This window comes from Pseudomonas sp. P1_C12, assembly GCF_056406435.1.
This window is the reverse complement of sequence record NZ_JBFUAE010000010.1, coordinates 84,212-102,085: the sequence shown is the minus strand read 5'-3', so window position 1 is coordinate 102,085 and position 17,874 is coordinate 84,212. Positions and strand designations below refer to the sequence as shown.

Annotated in this window: 12 protein-coding genes; 9 read left to right on the top strand and 3 right to left on the bottom strand. The window is 59.7% G+C overall.

From position 1 onward, the window contains the following. The first annotated feature begins 39 nt into the window (after positions 1–39). Both metH and AC1D19_RS18350 read left to right on the top strand, forming a co-directional pair. Positions 40–3,750, top strand: a complete 3,711-nt coding sequence (gene metH / locus AC1D19_RS18355) for a methionine synthase (protein ID WP_477764027.1) — start codon at positions 40–42, stop codon at positions 3,748–3,750. 163 nt (positions 3,751–3,913) lie between these two features. Then, positions 3,914–4,135, top strand: a complete 222-nt coding sequence (locus AC1D19_RS18350) for a DUF2970 domain-containing protein (protein WP_477755521.1) — start codon at positions 3,914–3,916, stop codon at positions 4,133–4,135. Between the two features lie 6 nt (positions 4,136–4,141). Here AC1D19_RS18350 and AC1D19_RS18345 read toward each other — a convergent pair whose 3' ends face one another. Beyond that, the gene (locus tag AC1D19_RS18345) at positions 4,142–5,227 is read right to left on the bottom strand and encodes an ABC transporter substrate-binding protein (protein WP_477764026.1); all 1,086 of its coding nucleotides are present in this window, start codon (positions 5,225–5,227) and stop codon (positions 4,142–4,144) included. Positions 5,228–5,750: 523 nt separating this feature from the next. Here AC1D19_RS18345 and AC1D19_RS18340 point away from each other — a divergent pair. Both AC1D19_RS18340 and AC1D19_RS18335 read left to right on the top strand, forming a co-directional pair. Beyond that, the gene (locus tag AC1D19_RS18340) at positions 5,751–7,409 is read left to right on the top strand and encodes a nitrite/sulfite reductase (protein WP_477764025.1); all 1,659 of its coding nucleotides are present in this window, start codon (positions 5,751–5,753) and stop codon (positions 7,407–7,409) included. Then, positions 7,393–7,887, top strand: coding sequence for a DUF934 domain-containing protein (locus AC1D19_RS18335; protein ID WP_477764024.1), 495 nt, complete (start codon positions 7,393–7,395; stop codon positions 7,885–7,887). The genes AC1D19_RS18340 and AC1D19_RS18335 overlap by 17 nt, the downstream gene beginning before the upstream one ends. 41 nt (positions 7,888–7,928) lie before the next feature. Here AC1D19_RS18335 and AC1D19_RS18330 read toward each other — a convergent pair whose 3' ends face one another. Together AC1D19_RS18330 and sohB are read right to left on the bottom strand one after the other, a co-directional pair. Continuing rightward, positions 7,929–11,888 (bottom strand): dermonecrotic toxin domain-containing protein, encoded by a 3,960-nt coding sequence (locus tag AC1D19_RS18330; RefSeq protein WP_477764023.1) that lies wholly within the window; start codon positions 11,886–11,888, stop codon positions 7,929–7,931. A gap of 190 nt (positions 11,889–12,078) precedes the next feature. Further along, positions 12,079–13,101: a protease SohB gene (sohB, locus tag AC1D19_RS18325; protein WP_477755525.1), complete on the bottom strand. Its 1,023-nt coding sequence runs from the start codon at positions 13,099–13,101 to the stop codon at positions 12,079–12,081. Between the two features lie 201 nt (positions 13,102–13,302). On the opposite strand from sohB, the gene AC1D19_RS18320 reads away from it, so the two are divergent. From AC1D19_RS18320 to AC1D19_RS18300, 5 genes are all read left to right on the top strand, one after another. Then, positions 13,303–14,013, top strand: a complete 711-nt coding sequence (locus AC1D19_RS18320) for a histidine phosphatase family protein (protein WP_477764022.1) — start codon at positions 13,303–13,305, stop codon at positions 14,011–14,013. 64 nt (positions 14,014–14,077) lie between these two features. Next, positions 14,078–14,392 (top strand): SCP2 sterol-binding domain-containing protein, encoded by a 315-nt coding sequence (locus AC1D19_RS18315; protein WP_477755527.1) that lies wholly within the window; start codon positions 14,078–14,080, stop codon positions 14,390–14,392. 175 nt (positions 14,393–14,567) lie between these two features. After that, on the top strand, positions 14,568–15,431 hold the full coding sequence (locus AC1D19_RS18310) for a LysR family transcriptional regulator (protein WP_477755528.1): 864 nt from the start codon (positions 14,568–14,570) through the stop codon (positions 15,429–15,431). 106 nt (positions 15,432–15,537) lie between these two features. Then, complete coding sequence (locus AC1D19_RS18305; protein WP_477764021.1) at positions 15,538–16,683, top strand: sterol desaturase/SRPBCC family protein; 1,146 nt, start codon at positions 15,538–15,540, stop codon at positions 16,681–16,683. Continuing rightward, the gene (locus AC1D19_RS18300; protein WP_477764020.1) at positions 16,680–17,759 is read left to right on the top strand and encodes an SMP-30/gluconolactonase/LRE family protein; all 1,080 of its coding nucleotides are present in this window, start codon (positions 16,680–16,682) and stop codon (positions 17,757–17,759) included. Before AC1D19_RS18305 ends, AC1D19_RS18300 begins: the two co-directional genes overlap by 4 nt. The last annotated feature ends 115 nt before the right edge of the window (positions 17,760–17,874 follow it).

Sequence of the window (17,874 nt, the reverse complement as noted above, 5' to 3'; positions counted from 1 at the left end):
CATCCCGGCCCTTCGTCATGGTCTTACCGAGTAGTCCAAATGTCCGATCGCAGCGTTCGCCTTCAAGCTCTCAAGCACGCCCTCAAAGAGCGCATCCTGATTCTCGATGGCGGTATGGGCACGATGATCCAGAGCTACAAGCTCGAAGAGCAGGATTACCGTGGCAAACGCTTCGCTGACTGGCCGAGCGATGTCAAAGGCAACAACGACCTGTTGGTACTGACTCGCCCGGATGTGATTGGCGGCATTGAAAAAGCCTACCTGGACGCCGGCGCCGACATTCTGGAAACCAACACCTTCAACGCCACCCAGATCTCTCTGGCTGACTATGGCATGCAAGGCCTGGCGTATGAGTTAAACGTAGAAGGCGCACGCCTGGCGCGCAAGGTCGCCGACGCCAAGACCCTGGAAACCCCGGACAAGCCGCGCTTCGTTGCCGGCGTGCTCGGTCCTACAAGTCGCACCTGCTCGTTGTCCCCGGACGTGAACAACCCCGGCTACCGCAACGTGACCTTCGATGAACTGGTGGAGAACTACACCGAATCCACCAAAGGCCTGATCGAAGGCGGCGCCGACCTGATCCTGATCGAAACCATTTTCGACACCCTGAACGCCAAGGCGGCGATCTTCGCCGTCCAGGGCGTGTTCGAGGAGTTGGGCATTGAGTTGCCGATCATGATTTCCGGCACCATCACCGACGCCTCGGGCCGCACCCTGTCGGGCCAGACCACCGAAGCGTTCTGGAACTCCGTGGCCCACGCCAAGCCGATTTCCGTCGGTTTGAACTGCGCCCTCGGCGCCCGCGAATTGCGCCCGTACCTCGAAGAGCTGTCGAACAAGGCCAACACCCACGTTTCCGCGCACCCGAACGCCGGCCTGCCGAACGAATTCGGCGAGTACGACGAATTGCCGTCGGAAACCGCCAAGGTCATCGAAGAATTCGCCCAGAGCGGCTTCCTCAACATCGTCGGCGGTTGCTGCGGCACCACGCCGGGCCACATCGAAGCCATCGCCAAGGCTGTGGCCGGTTATGCGCCGCGCGAGATTCCGGACATTCCCAAGGCGTGCCGCCTCTCGGGCCTTGAGCCGTTCACCATCGATCGCAGCTCGCTGTTCGTCAACGTCGGCGAGCGCACCAATATCACCGGCTCCGCCAAGTTCGCCCGCCTGATCCGCGAAGACAACTACACCGAAGCCCTGGAAGTCGCCCTGCAGCAGGTCGAAGCCGGCGCCCAGGTGATCGACATCAACATGGACGAAGGGATGCTCGATTCGAAGAAGGCCATGGTGACCTTCCTCAATCTGATCGCCGGCGAACCGGACATCTCCCGCGTCCCGATCATGATCGACTCCTCGAAGTGGGAAGTGATCGAAGCCGGCCTCAAGTGCATCCAGGGCAAGGGCATCGTCAACTCGATCAGCATGAAAGAAGGCGTCGAGCAGTTCATCCATCACGCCAAGCTGTGCAAGCGCTACGGCGCCGCCGTGGTGGTGATGGCCTTCGACGAAGCCGGCCAGGCCGACACCGAAGCGCGCAAGAAGGAAATCTGCAAACGCTCCTACGACATTCTGGTCAACGAAGTCGGCTTCCCGCCGGAAGACATCATTTTCGACCCGAACATCTTCGCCGTGGCCACCGGCATCGAAGAACACAACAACTATGCTGTGGACTTCATCAACGCCTGTGCCTACATCCGTGACGAACTGCCGTACGCCCTGACCTCCGGCGGCGTGTCCAACGTGTCGTTCTCGTTCCGTGGCAACAACCCGGTGCGCGAGGCGATTCACTCGGTGTTCCTGCTGTATGCGATCCGTAACGGCCTGACCATGGGTATCGTCAACGCCGGCCAACTGGAGATCTACGACCAGATCCCGGTGGAGCTGCGCGACGCCGTGGAAGACGTGATCCTCAACCGCACCCCGGAAGGCACCGACGCCCTCCTCGCCATCGCCGACAAGTACAAGGGCGACGGCAGCGTCAAGGAAGCCGAGACCGAAGAGTGGCGCAACTGGGACGTCAACAAGCGTCTGGAGCATGCGCTGGTCAAAGGCATCACCACCCACATCGTTGAAGACACCGAAGAATCACGCCTGTCCTTCAGCCGCCCGATCGAAGTGATCGAAGGCCCGTTGATGGCCGGCATGAACATCGTCGGCGACCTGTTCGGCGCCGGTAAAATGTTCCTGCCTCAGGTGGTGAAATCCGCTCGGGTGATGAAGCAGGCCGTGGCGCATCTGATCCCGTTCATCGAACTGGAAAAAGGCGACAAGCCGCAGGCCAAGGGCAAGATCCTGATGGCGACCGTGAAAGGCGACGTGCACGACATCGGCAAGAACATCGTTGGCGTAGTGCTGGGTTGCAACGGCTATGACATCGTCGACCTCGGCGTGATGGTCCCGGCGGAAAAAATCCTGCAAGTGGCCAAGGAACAGAAGTGCGACATCATCGGCCTGTCCGGCCTGATCACCCCGTCGCTGGATGAAATGGTCCACGTCGCCCGCGAAATGCAGCGTCAGGACTTCCACCTGCCGTTGATGATCGGTGGCGCGACCACCTCCAAGGCGCACACGGCGGTGAAGATCGAGCCGAAGTACAGCAACGACGCGGTGATCTACGTCACCGACGCCTCCCGCGCCGTGGGCGTGGCGACCCAGTTGCTGTCCAAGGAACTCAAGGCCGGCTTCGTCGAGAAAACCCGCCTGGACTACATTGAGGTTCGCGAGCGCACTGCCAACCGCAGCGCCCGCACCGAACGCCTGAGCTACGGCGCGGCCGTCGCCAAGAAGCCGCAATTCGACTGGGCGAGCTACACGCCGGTCAAACCGACTTTCACCGGTACGCGGGTGCTGGACAACATCGACCTCAACGTTCTGGCCGAATACATCGACTGGACGCCGTTTTTCATATCCTGGGACCTGGCCGGCAAGTTCCCGCGCATCCTCCAGGACGAAGTGGTCGGTGAAGCTGCCACCTCGCTGTACAAAGATGCCCGGGAAATGCTCACCAAACTGATCGACGAGAAACTGATCAGCGCCCGCGCGGTGTTTGGCTTCTGGCCGGCCAACCAGGTGCATGACGACGACATCGAGCTCTATGGCGATGACGGCAAGCCAATGGCCAAGCTGCACCACTTGCGTCAACAGATCATCAAGACCGACGGCAAGCCGAACTTCTCCCTGGCCGACTTCGTGGCGCCCAAAGACAGTGAAGTGACCGACTACGTGGGTGGCTTCATCACCACCGCGGGGATCGGTGCCGAAGAGGTCGCCAAGGCCTATCAGGATGCGGGCGACGACTACAACTCGATCATGGTCAAGGCCCTGGCCGACCGCCTGGCCGAGGCGTGTGCCGAGTGGCTGCACCAGCAGGTGCGTAAAGACTACTGGGGTTATGCCAAGGATGAGGCGCTGGATAACGAGGCACTGATCAAGGAGCAATACACCGGCATCCGTCCGGCACCGGGCTACCCGGCCTGCCCGGACCACACCGAGAAAGCCCAGCTGTTCAAGCTGCTCGATCCAGAAGCCGAAGAAATGCGCGCAGGCCGCAGCGGCGTGTTCCTCACCGAACACTATGCGATGTTCCCGGCAGCGGCGGTCAGCGGTTGGTACTTCGCTCACCCGCAGGCGCAATACTTTGCCGTGGGCAAGATCGACAAGGACCAGGTGCAGAGCTACACCTCGCGTAAAGGTCAGGAGCTGAGCGTAACCGAGCGTTGGCTGGCGCCGAACCTGGGTTACGACAACTAAGATCAAGCAAAATCAAAAGATCGTCCGAACGCGGCCCGAGCCTTCGGCAGCTCCTACAGGCGTACACATAACCCTGTAGGAGCTGCCGAAGGCTCGGGCCGCGTTCGGACGATCTTTTTTGTATTGTCTATGCTTACCTCTGACACAGGGTGACGAGGAATTTATGGACGATCCAGCCGACAACAACAAACCGCCCACTTTCTGGCAGATGCTGCAGAGCGTCATGGCGGCGGCGTTCGGAGTACAGAGCGGGAAGAACCGGGCGCGCGACTTCACTCACGGCAAGCCGAGTCATTTCGTGATTCTGGGCATTCTGTTCACGGCAGTGTTCGCGTTGACACTGTTTGGCATCGTCAAACTGGTGTTGCACCTGGCGGGTATCTGAACCGACTCAGTGCATCAGGGCTTGCAGGCCGAACGGGTAGCGCCAGGACGTCGGTCGCCCCTTGGCCGAGAGTTTCTGGAAATCCACACCGTAATCCTGAGTTGAGCTCAAAGCCAGCAATCGCTTGGCTTGTGCGTGATCGATCAGCTGCAACAACGGAATCTGCCGGTCGCGCCCACCGTACTGGCTGACATCCACCCCCTGGTCGTAGTCATGCAGTTGCACCAGCGCCCAACCACCCAGAGTGAAGTGGCCGCCCAACAGCACACTCAACCGCCCATCCAACAGCGCCTGTAACGCGGCCGGTGAATTGTTGATGGCACTGAACAGCACGTCCTTGCCGGGCTGGCCTCCGGTTTCGGCATAAGCCTGCATGGCGCCAAAGGCCATTTCATCGTTGGCCGACCAGACCAGCGACGTTTGCGGATAACGCTTGAACAATAACCTGGCCTGTTCATAGGCGCGCTCGCGGGTCCAGCTGCCATAGACCAACTGGCGCAACCGCACTTCAGGGTGTTCGGCCAATGCCCGCATCATGCCCTTCTCACGCTGTTGCGCGGCTGGCGTGTTCTTCAGGCCGGAAAAGGCCACCAGATCAATGGCCTGACCGGGCACGACCGGGCGATGCAGGCGAATCAGCTGCTTGAGCATCAAGTAGCCGCCCTCCTCATTGTTGGGCACCAGGCTGCCCAACCAGTCGGAATACTTGTCCGGCTGAGCGCTGAGCAAGCGCACCTGGTCTGCGGTCAGGCCGTTGTTGACCAGAAACAGCTTCACACCGCTGCCTTGAGCCAGACGCAGGATTTCGGGCGCAACGTACAGTTCGTTGACGAACACCAGATAGTCCGGTCGATTCGGCCCTTGCAGGGCTTCGCGGGCCTGTTTGAGTGTGGTTTCAGCGTTTCGCTCGGAATACTGGATGTGCAAATCCATGCCCAGGTCCTTGGCCGCGGCCTGCATGAATTGCGAGTAACTGACCCAGAACGTCTCTTGGGTGGTCCCTGGATTGAGGAACAATACGGACGCCGCCTGGACACACGGTGCCCAGACCGTAGCCAGCGCCAGCACGGCACCACAGAAAAATTTTAACATCGATCGTCCGAGCCCCCGCAAATTCGCCGCGGATTATATCCAGCGAACCTCCGTAAAACGGCGATTTTTCCGGTTTTTGTCAGACAATCGTCGGAACCGGGCCCGGACGGGGTCGTTTACTGATGGCTGACCCAGAAAACCGCCGTCCCCACGACCAGAATGATCAGGAACAAAATTGCCCAGGCATCAACGGTGCTATCGCTTTTCCGTGCTTTGGTTGGGTTGCTCATTGCATCGCCTCTTGTCGGTTTTATCGGTGATTGCATAAAGACTCGAGCAGAGTAAAGACGACGATTGCCCGCACCACAAACAGGGGCTTTGCAACAAAGATTCTCATTAGGCGATTTGGTTCTTTACATATGCTCAAACATCACTTTTACGCATAACTGCAAACTGGTATCTTGCCCCGGCTCCGTTGGGAGTGCGCGGCCGTGCGCGCAGAATTGCCGAGGTTTTATCGGACGCCAGCAAGCCAAAAAACGCCGCTGTTTCCGACCGGCCCAAGCCTGAGAACAGGACTTATATGTACGTATACGACGAATACGATCAGCGGATCATCGAGGACCGCGTCAAGCAGTTCCGTGATCAGACCCGACGCTATCTGGCAGGCGAGCTGAGCGAAGAAGAATTCCGCCCCCTGCGCCTGCAAAATGGCCTTTATATCCAGCGTTTCGCGCCGATGTTGCGAGTCGCCGTGCCTTACGGCCAACTGACTTCGCGCCAGATGCGAATGATGGCCAAAATTGCCCGCGACTACGACAAGGGCTACGCCCACATCAGTACCCGGCAGAACGTGCAGTTCAACTGGCCGGCCGTGGAAGACATCCCGGACATCCTGGCTGAACTCGCGACCGTGCAGATGCATGCGATCCAGACCAGTGGCAATTGCCTGCGCAACGTCACCACCGACCAGTTCGCCGGTGTGGCCTTCGATGAGCTGATCGACCCGCGCCCATGGTGCGAGATCGTCCGCCAGTGGACCACGTTCCACCCGGAATTCGCTTATCTACCGCGCAAGTTCAAGATCGCCGTCAACGGTTCTACCTCCGACCGCGCCGCCATCGAAGTCCACGACATTGGCCTTGAGCCGGTGCACAACGCCGCCGGCGAACTGGGTTTCCGCGTGCTGGTCGGTGGTGGCCTGGGCCGTACGCCGGTCGTGGGCGCGTTCATCAATGAATTCCTGCCGTGGCAAGACCTGTTGAGCTACCTCGACGCCATCCTGCGGGTCTACAACCGCTATGGCCGTCGCGACAACAAGTACAAGGCGCGGATCAAGATTCTGGTGAAAGCGCTGACGCCTGAAGTCTTCGCGCAAAAAGTCGATGCGGAAATGGAACACCTGCGCGGTGGACAGACCACATTGACCGAAGCCGAAGTGCAGCGCGTCGCCAAACATTTCGTCGACCCGGACTACAAGGCCCTGGAAAACCAGGCAGCCGTACTGGCCGAGCTCGACCAGCAGCATCCGGGCTTTGCCCGCTGGCGCGTGCGCAATACCCTGGCCCACAAGAAGCCGGGCTACGTGGCCGTGACCTTGTCCCTCAAGCCTACCGGCGTTGCACCGGGCGACATCACCGACAAACAGCTCGACGCCGTGGCCGACCTGGCCGACCGTTACAGCTTCGGTCAACTGCGCACCTCTCACGAGCAGAACATCATCCTGGCCGACGTCGAGCAGGACAAGCTGTTCACCCTGTGGGGCGAATTGCGCGAGCAAGGTTTCGCCACGCCGAACATCGGTTTGCTGACCGACATCATCTGCTGTCCGGGCGGCGACTTCTGCTCCCTGGCCAACGCCAAGTCAATCCCGATCGCCGAGTCGATCCAGCGCCGCTTCGACGACCTGGATTACCTGTTCGACATCGGCGAGCTGGACCTGAACATCTCCGGTTGCATGAACGCCTGTGGTCACCACCACGTCGGCCACATCGGGATTCTCGGGGTGGACAAGAAAGGCGAGGAGTTCTACCAGGTTTCCCTCGGCGGCAGCGCCAGCCGTGACGCCAGCCTGGGCAAGATCCTCGGCCCGTCCTTTGCCCAGGAAGCCATGCCTGACGTGATCGAAAAGCTGATCGACGTGTACATCGAACAACGTACCGAAGACGAACGCTTCATCGACACCTATCAGCGTATTGGCATCGACCTCTTCAAGGAGCGTGTCTATGCAGCGAATAATTAAGAACAACGAGGTCGTCGACGAGACCTGGCACCTGCTGCCCAAGGATTTCAACATCGACGAGATCAGCAACTGTGACGACCTCATCGTGCCGTTGCAGCTGTGGCGCGAACACAGCCGTATGCTCCTGGCCCGCGACGGCGGCCTGGGCATCTGGCTGGACGCCGATGAAGAGGCCGAGGAAATCGGTGAAGACGTGGCCAGTTTTCAGGTCATCGCCTTGAACTTCCCGGCGTTCACCGATGGCCGCAACTACTCCAACGCCCGCCTGCTGCGTGACCGTTATGGTTTCAAAGGTGAACTGCGGGCAATTGGTGATGTGCTGCGCGATCAGTTGTTCTACATGCACCGCTGTGGTTTCGACGCGTTCGCCATTCGCCCCGACAAAGATCCGCACGAAGCCCTGGAAGGTCTCAAGGACTTCTCGGTGACCTATCAGGCCGCTGCCGACGAACCGCTGCCGCTGTTCCGTCGTCGTTGATGTCCAGGCCTTGAACCCTTTACGGGGTTCAAGGCCATCCTCTAGGCCTGTTCGGTAATCAACGGAAACGGCCGCCCCATCGTTACCCAATCGCGGTAAAGCCTGGCCCGATCTTCCAGCGAGGTGAAAACTCCCAGCGGATTTTCAGCATCGATCGCTGCGCCTTCGACAAACCGGTTCAGCCAGCCCCACAACTCGTCCGACGCCTGCGCCTCGTTCAACAGTCGCCAGACTCTCGCTTGCAATACCAGATAGTCGACCTGAAAGTCCGCCGTCAGACTGAGCCCGTCGATGACCCTCAGGAAATGACCGCCTGACGGTTTGACCGCCAATTGCTGCCATATCGTTCGCCTGGTTTGCCGCAGTGCTTCGTCACCCTCCCGCAACCACGCAACCGGATTGCCATAGGCGGCTCCTGGCGTACTCAACCACAGGTTGATCCCGGTGCGTTGCCGATGATCGACCAAGCGCCGCAACGTGTCCTCGTCCGTCAACGGGTTGCCCCAGAGTTTCACCCGATCCCGGGCGACGGCCTGGCTCAGCACCGTTGGCGGAACCCGGGTGATTCGGTTATCGCTCAGGTCCAGCAGCATCAGGTAGGGCTCGTCCTGAATTCCGATCGGGCACCTACTGATCCCTGTACTCCTCAGCAGTTCGTTCATCCCTAGCAACACCGGCGGAACACCCAAGGGGTTTCCACTTAAATCCAGTGATTGCAAGTTGATCAAGTCACACAGTTGCGACGCCGTGTTCTCCCTGAATTGCAGAAACGTGGCTTTCAGATTCAGCGTCGTGAGATGGCGCATTCGCACAATCGCCGGCGGCAGAACACCTCCCTCCAGCCCCCCTATTGCATCAGGCAGCCGCAGATCGACTCTTTCCAGATTCAAGACGCGCAGATTGGGGAAAGACTCAAGGAAGCCGTTCAAGCTCTCTAGTTCAATCAGATGGAATCCGCGCATCGACAATTCGATCACCTCGTTGAACCTGACGCTCATGACCGGCAAGCGGTGGTAGTCCTCGAAGTCCAGATCCAGTTTGTATCCCGTTAACGTCTCCCCGGAATAAAGACGATTGGCCTGTGGCGGACACTTTTGCCAGATAGCGATCAACTCGTCAGCCAGTTCCATCCGGGTCTCGCGCTCGTACTCTATCGTGTGCTGCAGCAACGCGACGTTATGCTCCGCGATTTGCGCGTGAGTCATGCCCACGGCGTCCTCGTCGTCAGCGGCCAGAAAGTCGATGTCCATGTCATCGAGATCCTGCAGGGCCTGGTCGATCCACCCCGTCAAATCCGTACTCAATTGCTCAAATTGTTGCTTCAATCCATCGAGCTGCGACTGAACGCTTTCTCCGGCCTGTTGCAGCCATTCATCGGCCTGCGCGTTGCCGAAGTCGGGATAGAGGTCCCTGACTTGCAACCTCAGCATTTCGTGGGTCAACGCTGCGGCCTGCGGGGTGGTTGGGAAGCCGCCGCCCCTCAAGCCTTGCATTTCGAAGGGTAGCCCCCCGTCCATTCTGCCCAGACCCAGGCCGAACTCGGAGCGTGATAGCGCACGGTCACGGAGATTGAGCTTCAGCTCGTTGGCCGGGTTCAGCGACTGCAACTGCAGCGCCGCACGCTCGTCCTCGGACAATGCACCGATGACAGCCCCGTAAAAATCTGTTTGCAAGAGGGTTTGGGTGGGTACGTCGAAGTATTGATAATGGTTGCCGACTTTGATCAAGCGTCGACAATAAGCGGCATCGAGGGAACCGCAACGATCCAGCACCCGGCCTTGCGACGAGCCATCGAGCACCTCGACTCGCAGGTTTTTCGGCCATCCGGGCAGGTTCCTCAGTGAGTGCAAAGCCAGCGTGTCCGAATCGGAATGGGCCACCGACCGCAGATAAAGGCCTTCGTAAGCACGAGTGAGGCGCACATGCCGCTGGTACTGGCGGGCTTTGCTATCCAATTGCCTGAATAGTTCCCTGGCCTGGATCTCATCCGGCGTCGCCGTCAGTTCTACTCCATAGCGATCAAGCATCTGCTCCACCGCACTTTTCGGCAGCCCGGGATATTGCTGTTGAAACAATCGGACCCATTCATGCTTCGAATTCTGAAGTGCCTGATAACGACTGTTGAACAACTCCACTCGCCTGGCCTGCAACGCCTCGTGCAAATCACTGCCTTCGACCGCAGTTGCCGCGTCAGCCTGGGTTTTATCGATGACTTGCGCGACGTCCTGATCGATCCTGAACCGGCTGATGGTGTCGGCCAACACGGGAGCAGGTCGACGACCGGCCTGGATCATCCGCAGCATGTCGTCATCGACATCGCTGACCTTGCCGATCTGCATCAGGACCTCATCGCTGAAAGCGTCCACCGGGGCGCCTATCCCTCGCAGCAGGCTCAGACGACTCGGTATCCGCGTGATCGGTTCCGAGGCAGCGATAGGAGCGGACGGATCACCAGCCGGTCTGCCGCCGGGTTGCACATCGGGCTCGCCAGTCTCGTGCTCGGTCCTGGTCAGCGCGGCGACCTCGGCGCCGTCGCGTTCTAACGAGGCGACAGCCCCGACCAGCGGCAATGCATTGAGCAAGCCGAACACAGTTCGCGTCACGCCTTCGGAGCGCTCACTGGCTGTTTGCCCCTCGACTGCCTCATCCAGACCGTAACCGGCATCAATAAGCCCGGCCAGCACCAACAATCCCTCACCTCCAGGCACAAACAACGCCAGTGGCCCGAACCGGTTGATCCATTGCACAATCGGCTCGACGAAAGCACTCAGATTGTCACGGTTGACCTGAGCATCGTCGCGGATGGTCTTGACGCTATCCTGGGCGACTTGCTTCATGGATTTCACCAACTGCGCAAAAGGGTCGGTTGCGCTGGGTGAGCGATCAAACTCGATGTAGTCGCCCGGATCCCAATGGCCATCATCGTTGAAGAACCCGGCATTCTTCGTCAGCCTGTGCATTTTGGGATAAATCGCCATGCCCTCCAGCGCGGTCAGTACACCCGCATGAAAGGTGCCGTCCTCTCGATCCTCTTCGGTGAAGTGAGCCGCCAATGCATGTTTCGTATCGGCGCCCCTGCCCTGAGCCACGATCCATTGGCGCAACTGTCGACTGTCGGTGAATTCGTGCAATGGCGAAGAATTGCCGGGGATGTACAGCAACACCCTGGAACCTGATCGCTCTTGAAAGCACCAGATATCCGTCGCTGTATAACGGTACAGTTTCAACCGACTCGCCTCGACACCCGGAGGCATTTTTGTCGGCGCTTGCAATTGCTCGATCGTCAGCGCTTCCCAGGTCTGCGTGGCGGGCAACCCGGCGGCTTGCATGGCAAGTTCCAGCCCCTTTCGGGACAGGCACCGTTCTTGATATTGCAGCCGGGCCGCCATGACGAAAGCGACCTTGACCGATGTCCTCAGGGCATAAGGACCGGGAGCAGTGATGACCGCGTCCGACGGCCAGGCCTGATCGAGATAAGCCTGGTATCGATCAGAAAGAAACAACCCCCAGACCCACTGTTTGAAATCGGCAGGCCGCAGATTGATTTGCGTGTGCGGGCCATAGGATTGCGGAACCGTGGCGCGGTAAATGCCTTCATAGGTGTCGTGGTTACCGCTGCCCACATAAGCAAACTCATCGACTTTCTCGACAATGCGCACCGACGGCCCGATGTCGGGCGGTGTGTACAGACCAAACACCGTTTCGCCGAAGCGCCCGTCGCCCACGGTCTGATAATTGCCAAGCAGGGCCTGGATCAGGGTGCGGGAACTCCCCACCTGCCCCTGATGGATACCGTTCTCTGGAGGATGCCCATGGTAGTTATAGTCGAGTGTTACCAGCAGGGCTGCCTGCGGATCAATGTCGGCTCCCCACTTTTCCTTGATCAAGCGCTCGCCAAACTGAGCGGGAGTTTGCGGTAGTGCGGTCTCCACCGCGGCCTTCAGTTCGTTGTGCATCAGGACATTGGGTGTTGGGGCACCGCCATGGGCGTGATTATTCATGTGCATTCCATTGCAAACTATTGGGAATCACCAGAATAACCAGCGGCGACTCAAGCGTAAGTCGGAATGCTCGGCTGATCAGTTAGGACGTTTCGCGGCGGCCACAGGAAAATGACAAACCTGAAATTCCGGGCGAAAAAAACCGCGAAAAATCCGCGGTTTGATCTTGTTGCAGACGCCCGCTAAAGGCTTACCAGAAGCGTTGCTGGGTCAAACGGCTCCACCAGCTCAGCAGCACGCGATCGACCGAGCCGCTGGCGGCCATGCCAATGCGCTCTGGCAGGCTTTTGCGTTCGGTGTAATGCAAGTGATAGAGCTCGGACTTGCTGGCGCGCTCGGCGAGGTATTCATCGCTGGTCTTGAGTTCGTCGACCAAGTGCTTGTCCAGCGCCGCGACGCCGAGCCAGATTTCGCCGGTGGCCACTTCATCGATCGCCAGCTGCGGGCGATAGCGCGACACGAAGTTCTTGAACAGTTGATGGGTAATGTCCAGATCCTGCTGGAACTTCTCCCGCCCCTTCTCGGTGTTTTCGCCAAACACGGTCAGGGTGCGCTTGTATTCACCGGCGGTCAGCACCTCGAAATCGATGTCGTGCTTTTTCAGCAGGCGATTGACGTTGGGCAACTGCGCCACCACGCCAATCGAGCCGAGGATCGCGAAGGGTGCGCTGATGATCTTCTGGCCGATGCACGCCATCATGTAGCCGCCACTGGCCGCGACCTTGTCGATGCACACGGTCAAGGGCACGCCGGCTTCGCGGATGCGCGCCAGTTGCGAAGAAGCCAGCCCGTAGCTGTGAACCATGCCGCCGCCGCTTTCCAGGCGCAGCACCACTTCGTCCTTCGGTGTGGCGAGGGTCAGCAAGGCCGTGATTTCGTGGCGCAGGCTTTCGGTGGCCGAAGCCTTGATATCGCCGTTGAAATCCAGCACGAACACCCGGGGTTTGGCCTCGGTTTTTTTCTTCTGTTTCTTGTCGGTTTTAGCCTGCGTCTTGCGCAGGGCCTTGAGCTGGTCCTTGTCGAGCAAGGTTTGCTCCAGGCGCTCGCGCAGCCCTTTGTAGAAATCATTGAGCTTGCTGACCTGCAACTGGCCGGACGACTTGCGCCGTCCCTTGCTGCGCAAGGCAGCAAAACTGGCCAGGACCACCAGAATGGCGATCACCAGGGTCACGGTCTTGGCCAGAAAAATGGCGTACTCGGAAAAAAACTCCACGGGGACTCCTCAAACGATGCGCGGCTCGAACGCGCGCGGGATACCTCCAGCATACCCATGCGCCGACCTTGCGACCAGCCGTGAAACCTCTGGCAGCAGGCCTGCAACGGGCATTTCAAACAAGCGTATGTTTTTTAATTGACAGTACACCGCCATCCTCATAACCTCGCCAAACCTTCAACGCACCGGGATGACGCGGACGTGGGCAGCATCTATTTGATTCGACATGGCCAGGCCTCTTTTGGTGCGGACGACTACGACGTCCTGTCGCCGACCGGCATTCGACAGGCTGAAATCCTTGGCCGGCACCTGGCCGAACTCGGCATCAGCTTCGACCGCTGCCTGGCGGGCGACCTGCGCCGCCAGCAACACACGGCCAACAGCGCGCTGGAACAATTCGCCGCGGTGGGCCTGCCGGTGCCGCTCCTGGAAACCGACTGCGCCTTCAACGAGTTCGACGCCGATGCGGTGATCCGCGCGCTGTTGCCGGCCATGCTGCCAGACGAACCCGAAGCCCTGAACATCCTGCGCAATGCCGCGCAAAACCGTGGTGAGTTCCAGCGTATCTTCGCCCTGATCATCGAACGCTGGCTCGCCGGCACCTTTGACACCCCGGGCCTGGAAAGCTGGCTGGGCTTTGTCGAGCGGGTCCAGGCCGGCTTGCACCGCATCCTCGACCAGGCCGACAACACCCAGAAAATCGCCGTGTTCACGTCCGGCGGCACCATTACTGCCCTGCTCCACCTGATTACGCAAATGCCTGCCCGACAGGCCTTTGAATTGAACTGGCAAATCGTCAACACCTCGCTTAACCAGCTTAAGTTTCGTGGTCGCGAGGTGGCCCTGGCTTCCTTCAACACTCATGCGCACCTGCAACTGTTGAAGGCCCCGGAACTCATCACGTTTCGCTGAGTCCGGACTATTGTGACCCTGGCTGTAATCACCCAGCTCTTATTACCCAAGAAAGGATCGAACCATGACCTCCGTAGCCGACGCCGTACAAGCAATGAAAGCCAAGTTCAACCCAGCCGCTGCTGCCGGTCTGGACCTGGTCTTCGGTTTCCGCATCGACGACTCCAAGAACTTCTCGCTGATCGTCAAGGACCAGACCTGCGAACTGCAGGAAGGCGAGAACCCGGACGCCCAGGTGACCCTGGTGATGGACGGCGAAACCCTGGAAGGCATCGTCGACGGTTCGACTGACGGCATGCAAGCGTTCATGGGCGGCAAACTGCGCGCTGAAGGCGACATGATGCTGGCGATGAAACTGTCTGAACTGTTCCCGTCGTAAGCACCTGGCTCCCGAGCTTCGGGAGCGTGCAAGGCCGCAAACGAATCCCGCCCTTAGTGGCGGGATTCGTCGTTTTGAATCCCGACCTGTGGTGAGGGGGCTTGTCACAGGGTATGAGTGGTACCAGTAAGGTATCCGCTCTTACAATGCGAGTACTTACAACACCGGCCACCCCATGGACATCGACCTCGCCCGCACCTTCCTCGAAATCGTTCGCCACGGCAGCCTGGCCGCGGCTGCCGAGAAGCTCCATGTCACCCAGACCGCGATCACCGCGCGGGTGCAGAAACTCGAAAGCCAACTGGGCAGTACCCTGTTCGTGCGCAACCGCGCCGGAGCCCGCCTGACACCCAATGGCGAAGCGTTCGTGGTGTACGCCAATCAACTGGTGCAAACCTGGGAAGCCGCGCGGCGTGATTTGCCATTGCCCGAGGGCTATCGCGATGTGCTGCACATCGGTGGCGAAGTGAGCCTGTGCAACCCGCTGATGCTCGGTTGGGCCGGCGAAATCCGTAAAAACATCCCCAGCCACGCCTTGCGCATGGAAATCCGTGACGGTGAAAACCTGCTGCGTCAACTGGAGTTGGGCGTTCTGGATGCCGCGCTGGTGTATCAGCCCGAGTATTGGCCGCGTTTGCAGGTTGAGCAGATTCTCGAAGAAAAACTGATTCTCGTGCGCCTGGCCGGCAAGCCAGATCCTTACGTGTACATCGATTGGGGCGCTGACTTCCGACGCCAGCACGACGCCGCCCTGCCGGAAAAAGCCAAGGCGGCGCTGAGCTTCAATCTTGGCCCGCTGGGCCTGCAGTACCTTCTCGAAAACGGCGGCAGCGGCTACTTTCGCACCCGCGTCGTGCAAAGTTATCTGGATAGCGGCGCCCTGGAACGGGTGCCCAAGGCGCCGGAATTCAACTACCCGACCTATCTGGTCTATTCGCGCGATCGTGACTCGCCGACACTGCAACGGGCCTTCGACCTGCTGCGCGAGGTTATCGATTCCGACGAAGACTGGTCGCAACGCTGGGACCCGCTGACTTGAGACCGGTTTGCACCGGATCATGGCCGTTGTGGCCTCAAGGTTCGGCCCGTCAATTCACCGGGATCGGCTAATCTGAAAGAGATAACAAAAACGACAGGTGATTGCAGTGAGGCAGACCACCGAAGGATTCCGCAGCCGTTACCGCGCCGACATTCATCCGCTCTACAACCCTTGGCTGCACGGCGCTTTTGTCCTGTTGTTCGGGGCGCTGGCGATCAGCGCTTTCTGGAGCACCGTACATCAGGTGCGGCCAACAGAATGGCTGGCGGTGCCCGTCACGCTGCTGCTGTTCAACCTCGGCGTGTACAGGGTGCATCGCCACCTGGGTCATCATAGAAAGGGCTTCGCCCGGCTGTTTTATGCCCGCCACGCCGGCGACCACCACAGCTTTTTCACCCCCGGCCACATGACCTACGACAGCGCCCGCGACTGGCGGGTGATACTGTTTCCGGCATGGCTGATCGTGCTGCACACCCTCGCCGTCGCCCTGCCACTCTGGTGGCTGCTCAAGCACATCAATACCAACGTCGCCGGATTGGTCGGCGGCCTTCTTGTCCTCGGTTACCTGACTTACGAAGTGTTTCATGCCTGCGAGCATCTGCCGTCGCACAACCGGGTCACACGATTGCCGTGGATCCGCCAGATGCGCCGGTTGCACGAACTGCATCACCGCCGCGAACTGATGCAGGAGCGTAATTTCAACATCGTTTTCCCGCTGATGGACTACCTGTTCGGCACCTTCTACTGGGAACCGGAACCCGAGCAGCTCAACCCTACGAGAACGCCCATGACCCGCATGCAGCATCAGGTTGTCATTGCCGGAAACCCGATCGATGTACTGGCCTACGCCAGCACCGTGACCCTTTGGCCGCAATGGCATCCGTCGTCGCTGCATATCGATGGGCCGAAAGGCCCGTTGCATGCTGGCGCACGTTTCGAAGAGGACATCCGCGCTGGTGGCCGCGACGGGCACTTGCGCTGGGAGGTAGCGGAGTACTTGCCCGGACGGCGCTGGAGCGCCCGGGCCCAGGGTGATCATGGCCTGTCGCTGGTGGTGACCTATGAATGCGATGCCGAGGGCAACGACACGCGTTTCGTCCGGACCCTGGAGTATCAATTCAGCGGTCTGGCGATGCGGATTGCCAACCGGTTGTTGCTCAAGCGGCGCATCGATCGGGAATCGGCGGCGTCGATGCTGGCGTTGCGCGACATGGCGCAGAAGTATCTGGCGGCGACGGGGGTCGGCGCGTGAGCAGAACCTTCAAATGTCTGTTGCTGGCCATCGTCGTCATCGGCGCCTTCCTGCTGCTGATGCCGACCAAAGTGCGACCGGTGGCCTGGACGCCACAACCTGCGCCGTCCCTCACCAGCGGAATCTACGCCGACAATCAGCGGCTCAAGGGGGTGGAACGCGTCGGTGCCGCCGACATCGACGGGCCGGAAGCCTTGTTGCTGGAAAACGACACGCTCATCACCGGCCTGCACGACGGTCGCCTGATCCGCACGAGCCTGGATGGCAAGACCACCAAAGTCCTGACCGATACCGGTGGCCGGCCACTGGGCCTGGCCCGGCATCCCAATGGTCTGCTGGTGATCGCCGATGCGGTCAAAGGTTTGTTGTCCCTCGACGCCCAGGGGCGTCTGGTGGCCTTGACCACAGAGGCCGGCGGCGTTCCCTTCGGTTTTACCGACGATGTGGCCATCGATAAACCCGGTCACTACGCTTATTTCAGCGATGCTTCGAGCCGCTTTGGTTATGGCCACGACGGTGAGGCCGTGCTCGAACACGGCGGCGACGGTCGACTGCTGCGTTACGACTTCCAGACCGGCAAAACGTCGGTTGTGCTGGATAAGCTGGAGTTTGCCAACGGTGTGACCCTGGGGCCGGACGATGCCTATGTACTGGTCAATGAAACCGGGGCCTACCGCATCAGCCGTTATTGGCTCAGCGGTCCGAAGGCCGGCACCCATGACCTGTTCATCGACAACCTGCCGGGGCTGCCGGACAATCTGTCGTTCAATGGTCACGACCGGTTCTGGGTGGCACTGTATGCCCCCCGAAACGCCTTGCTCGATGGCACGGCTGCACATCCGTTCGTGCGCAAGATGATCGTGCGGGCCATGACTGTCTTGCCCAAACCCGTGGAAAATCGCGGGTTTGCCCTGGGTCTGGACCTTGAGGGCAAAGTGATTGCCAACCTGCAGGACGGCAGCAGCGACAACTACTCACCGATCACCACAGTGCGCGAGTATGGGGATTGGTTGTATTTCGGTTCGCTGAAAGCGCAGAACATGGTGCGTTTGCCGTTGAGCAAGGCATTGCAATGAGCAGTCCCCCTTCCTGAATTCACCGAAGCCCCCCTGTGGGAGCGAGCCTGCTCGCGATCGCGGACGGGCAGTCACCAGTGGTGTTGACTGTGCTGATGTCTTCGCAAGCAGGCTC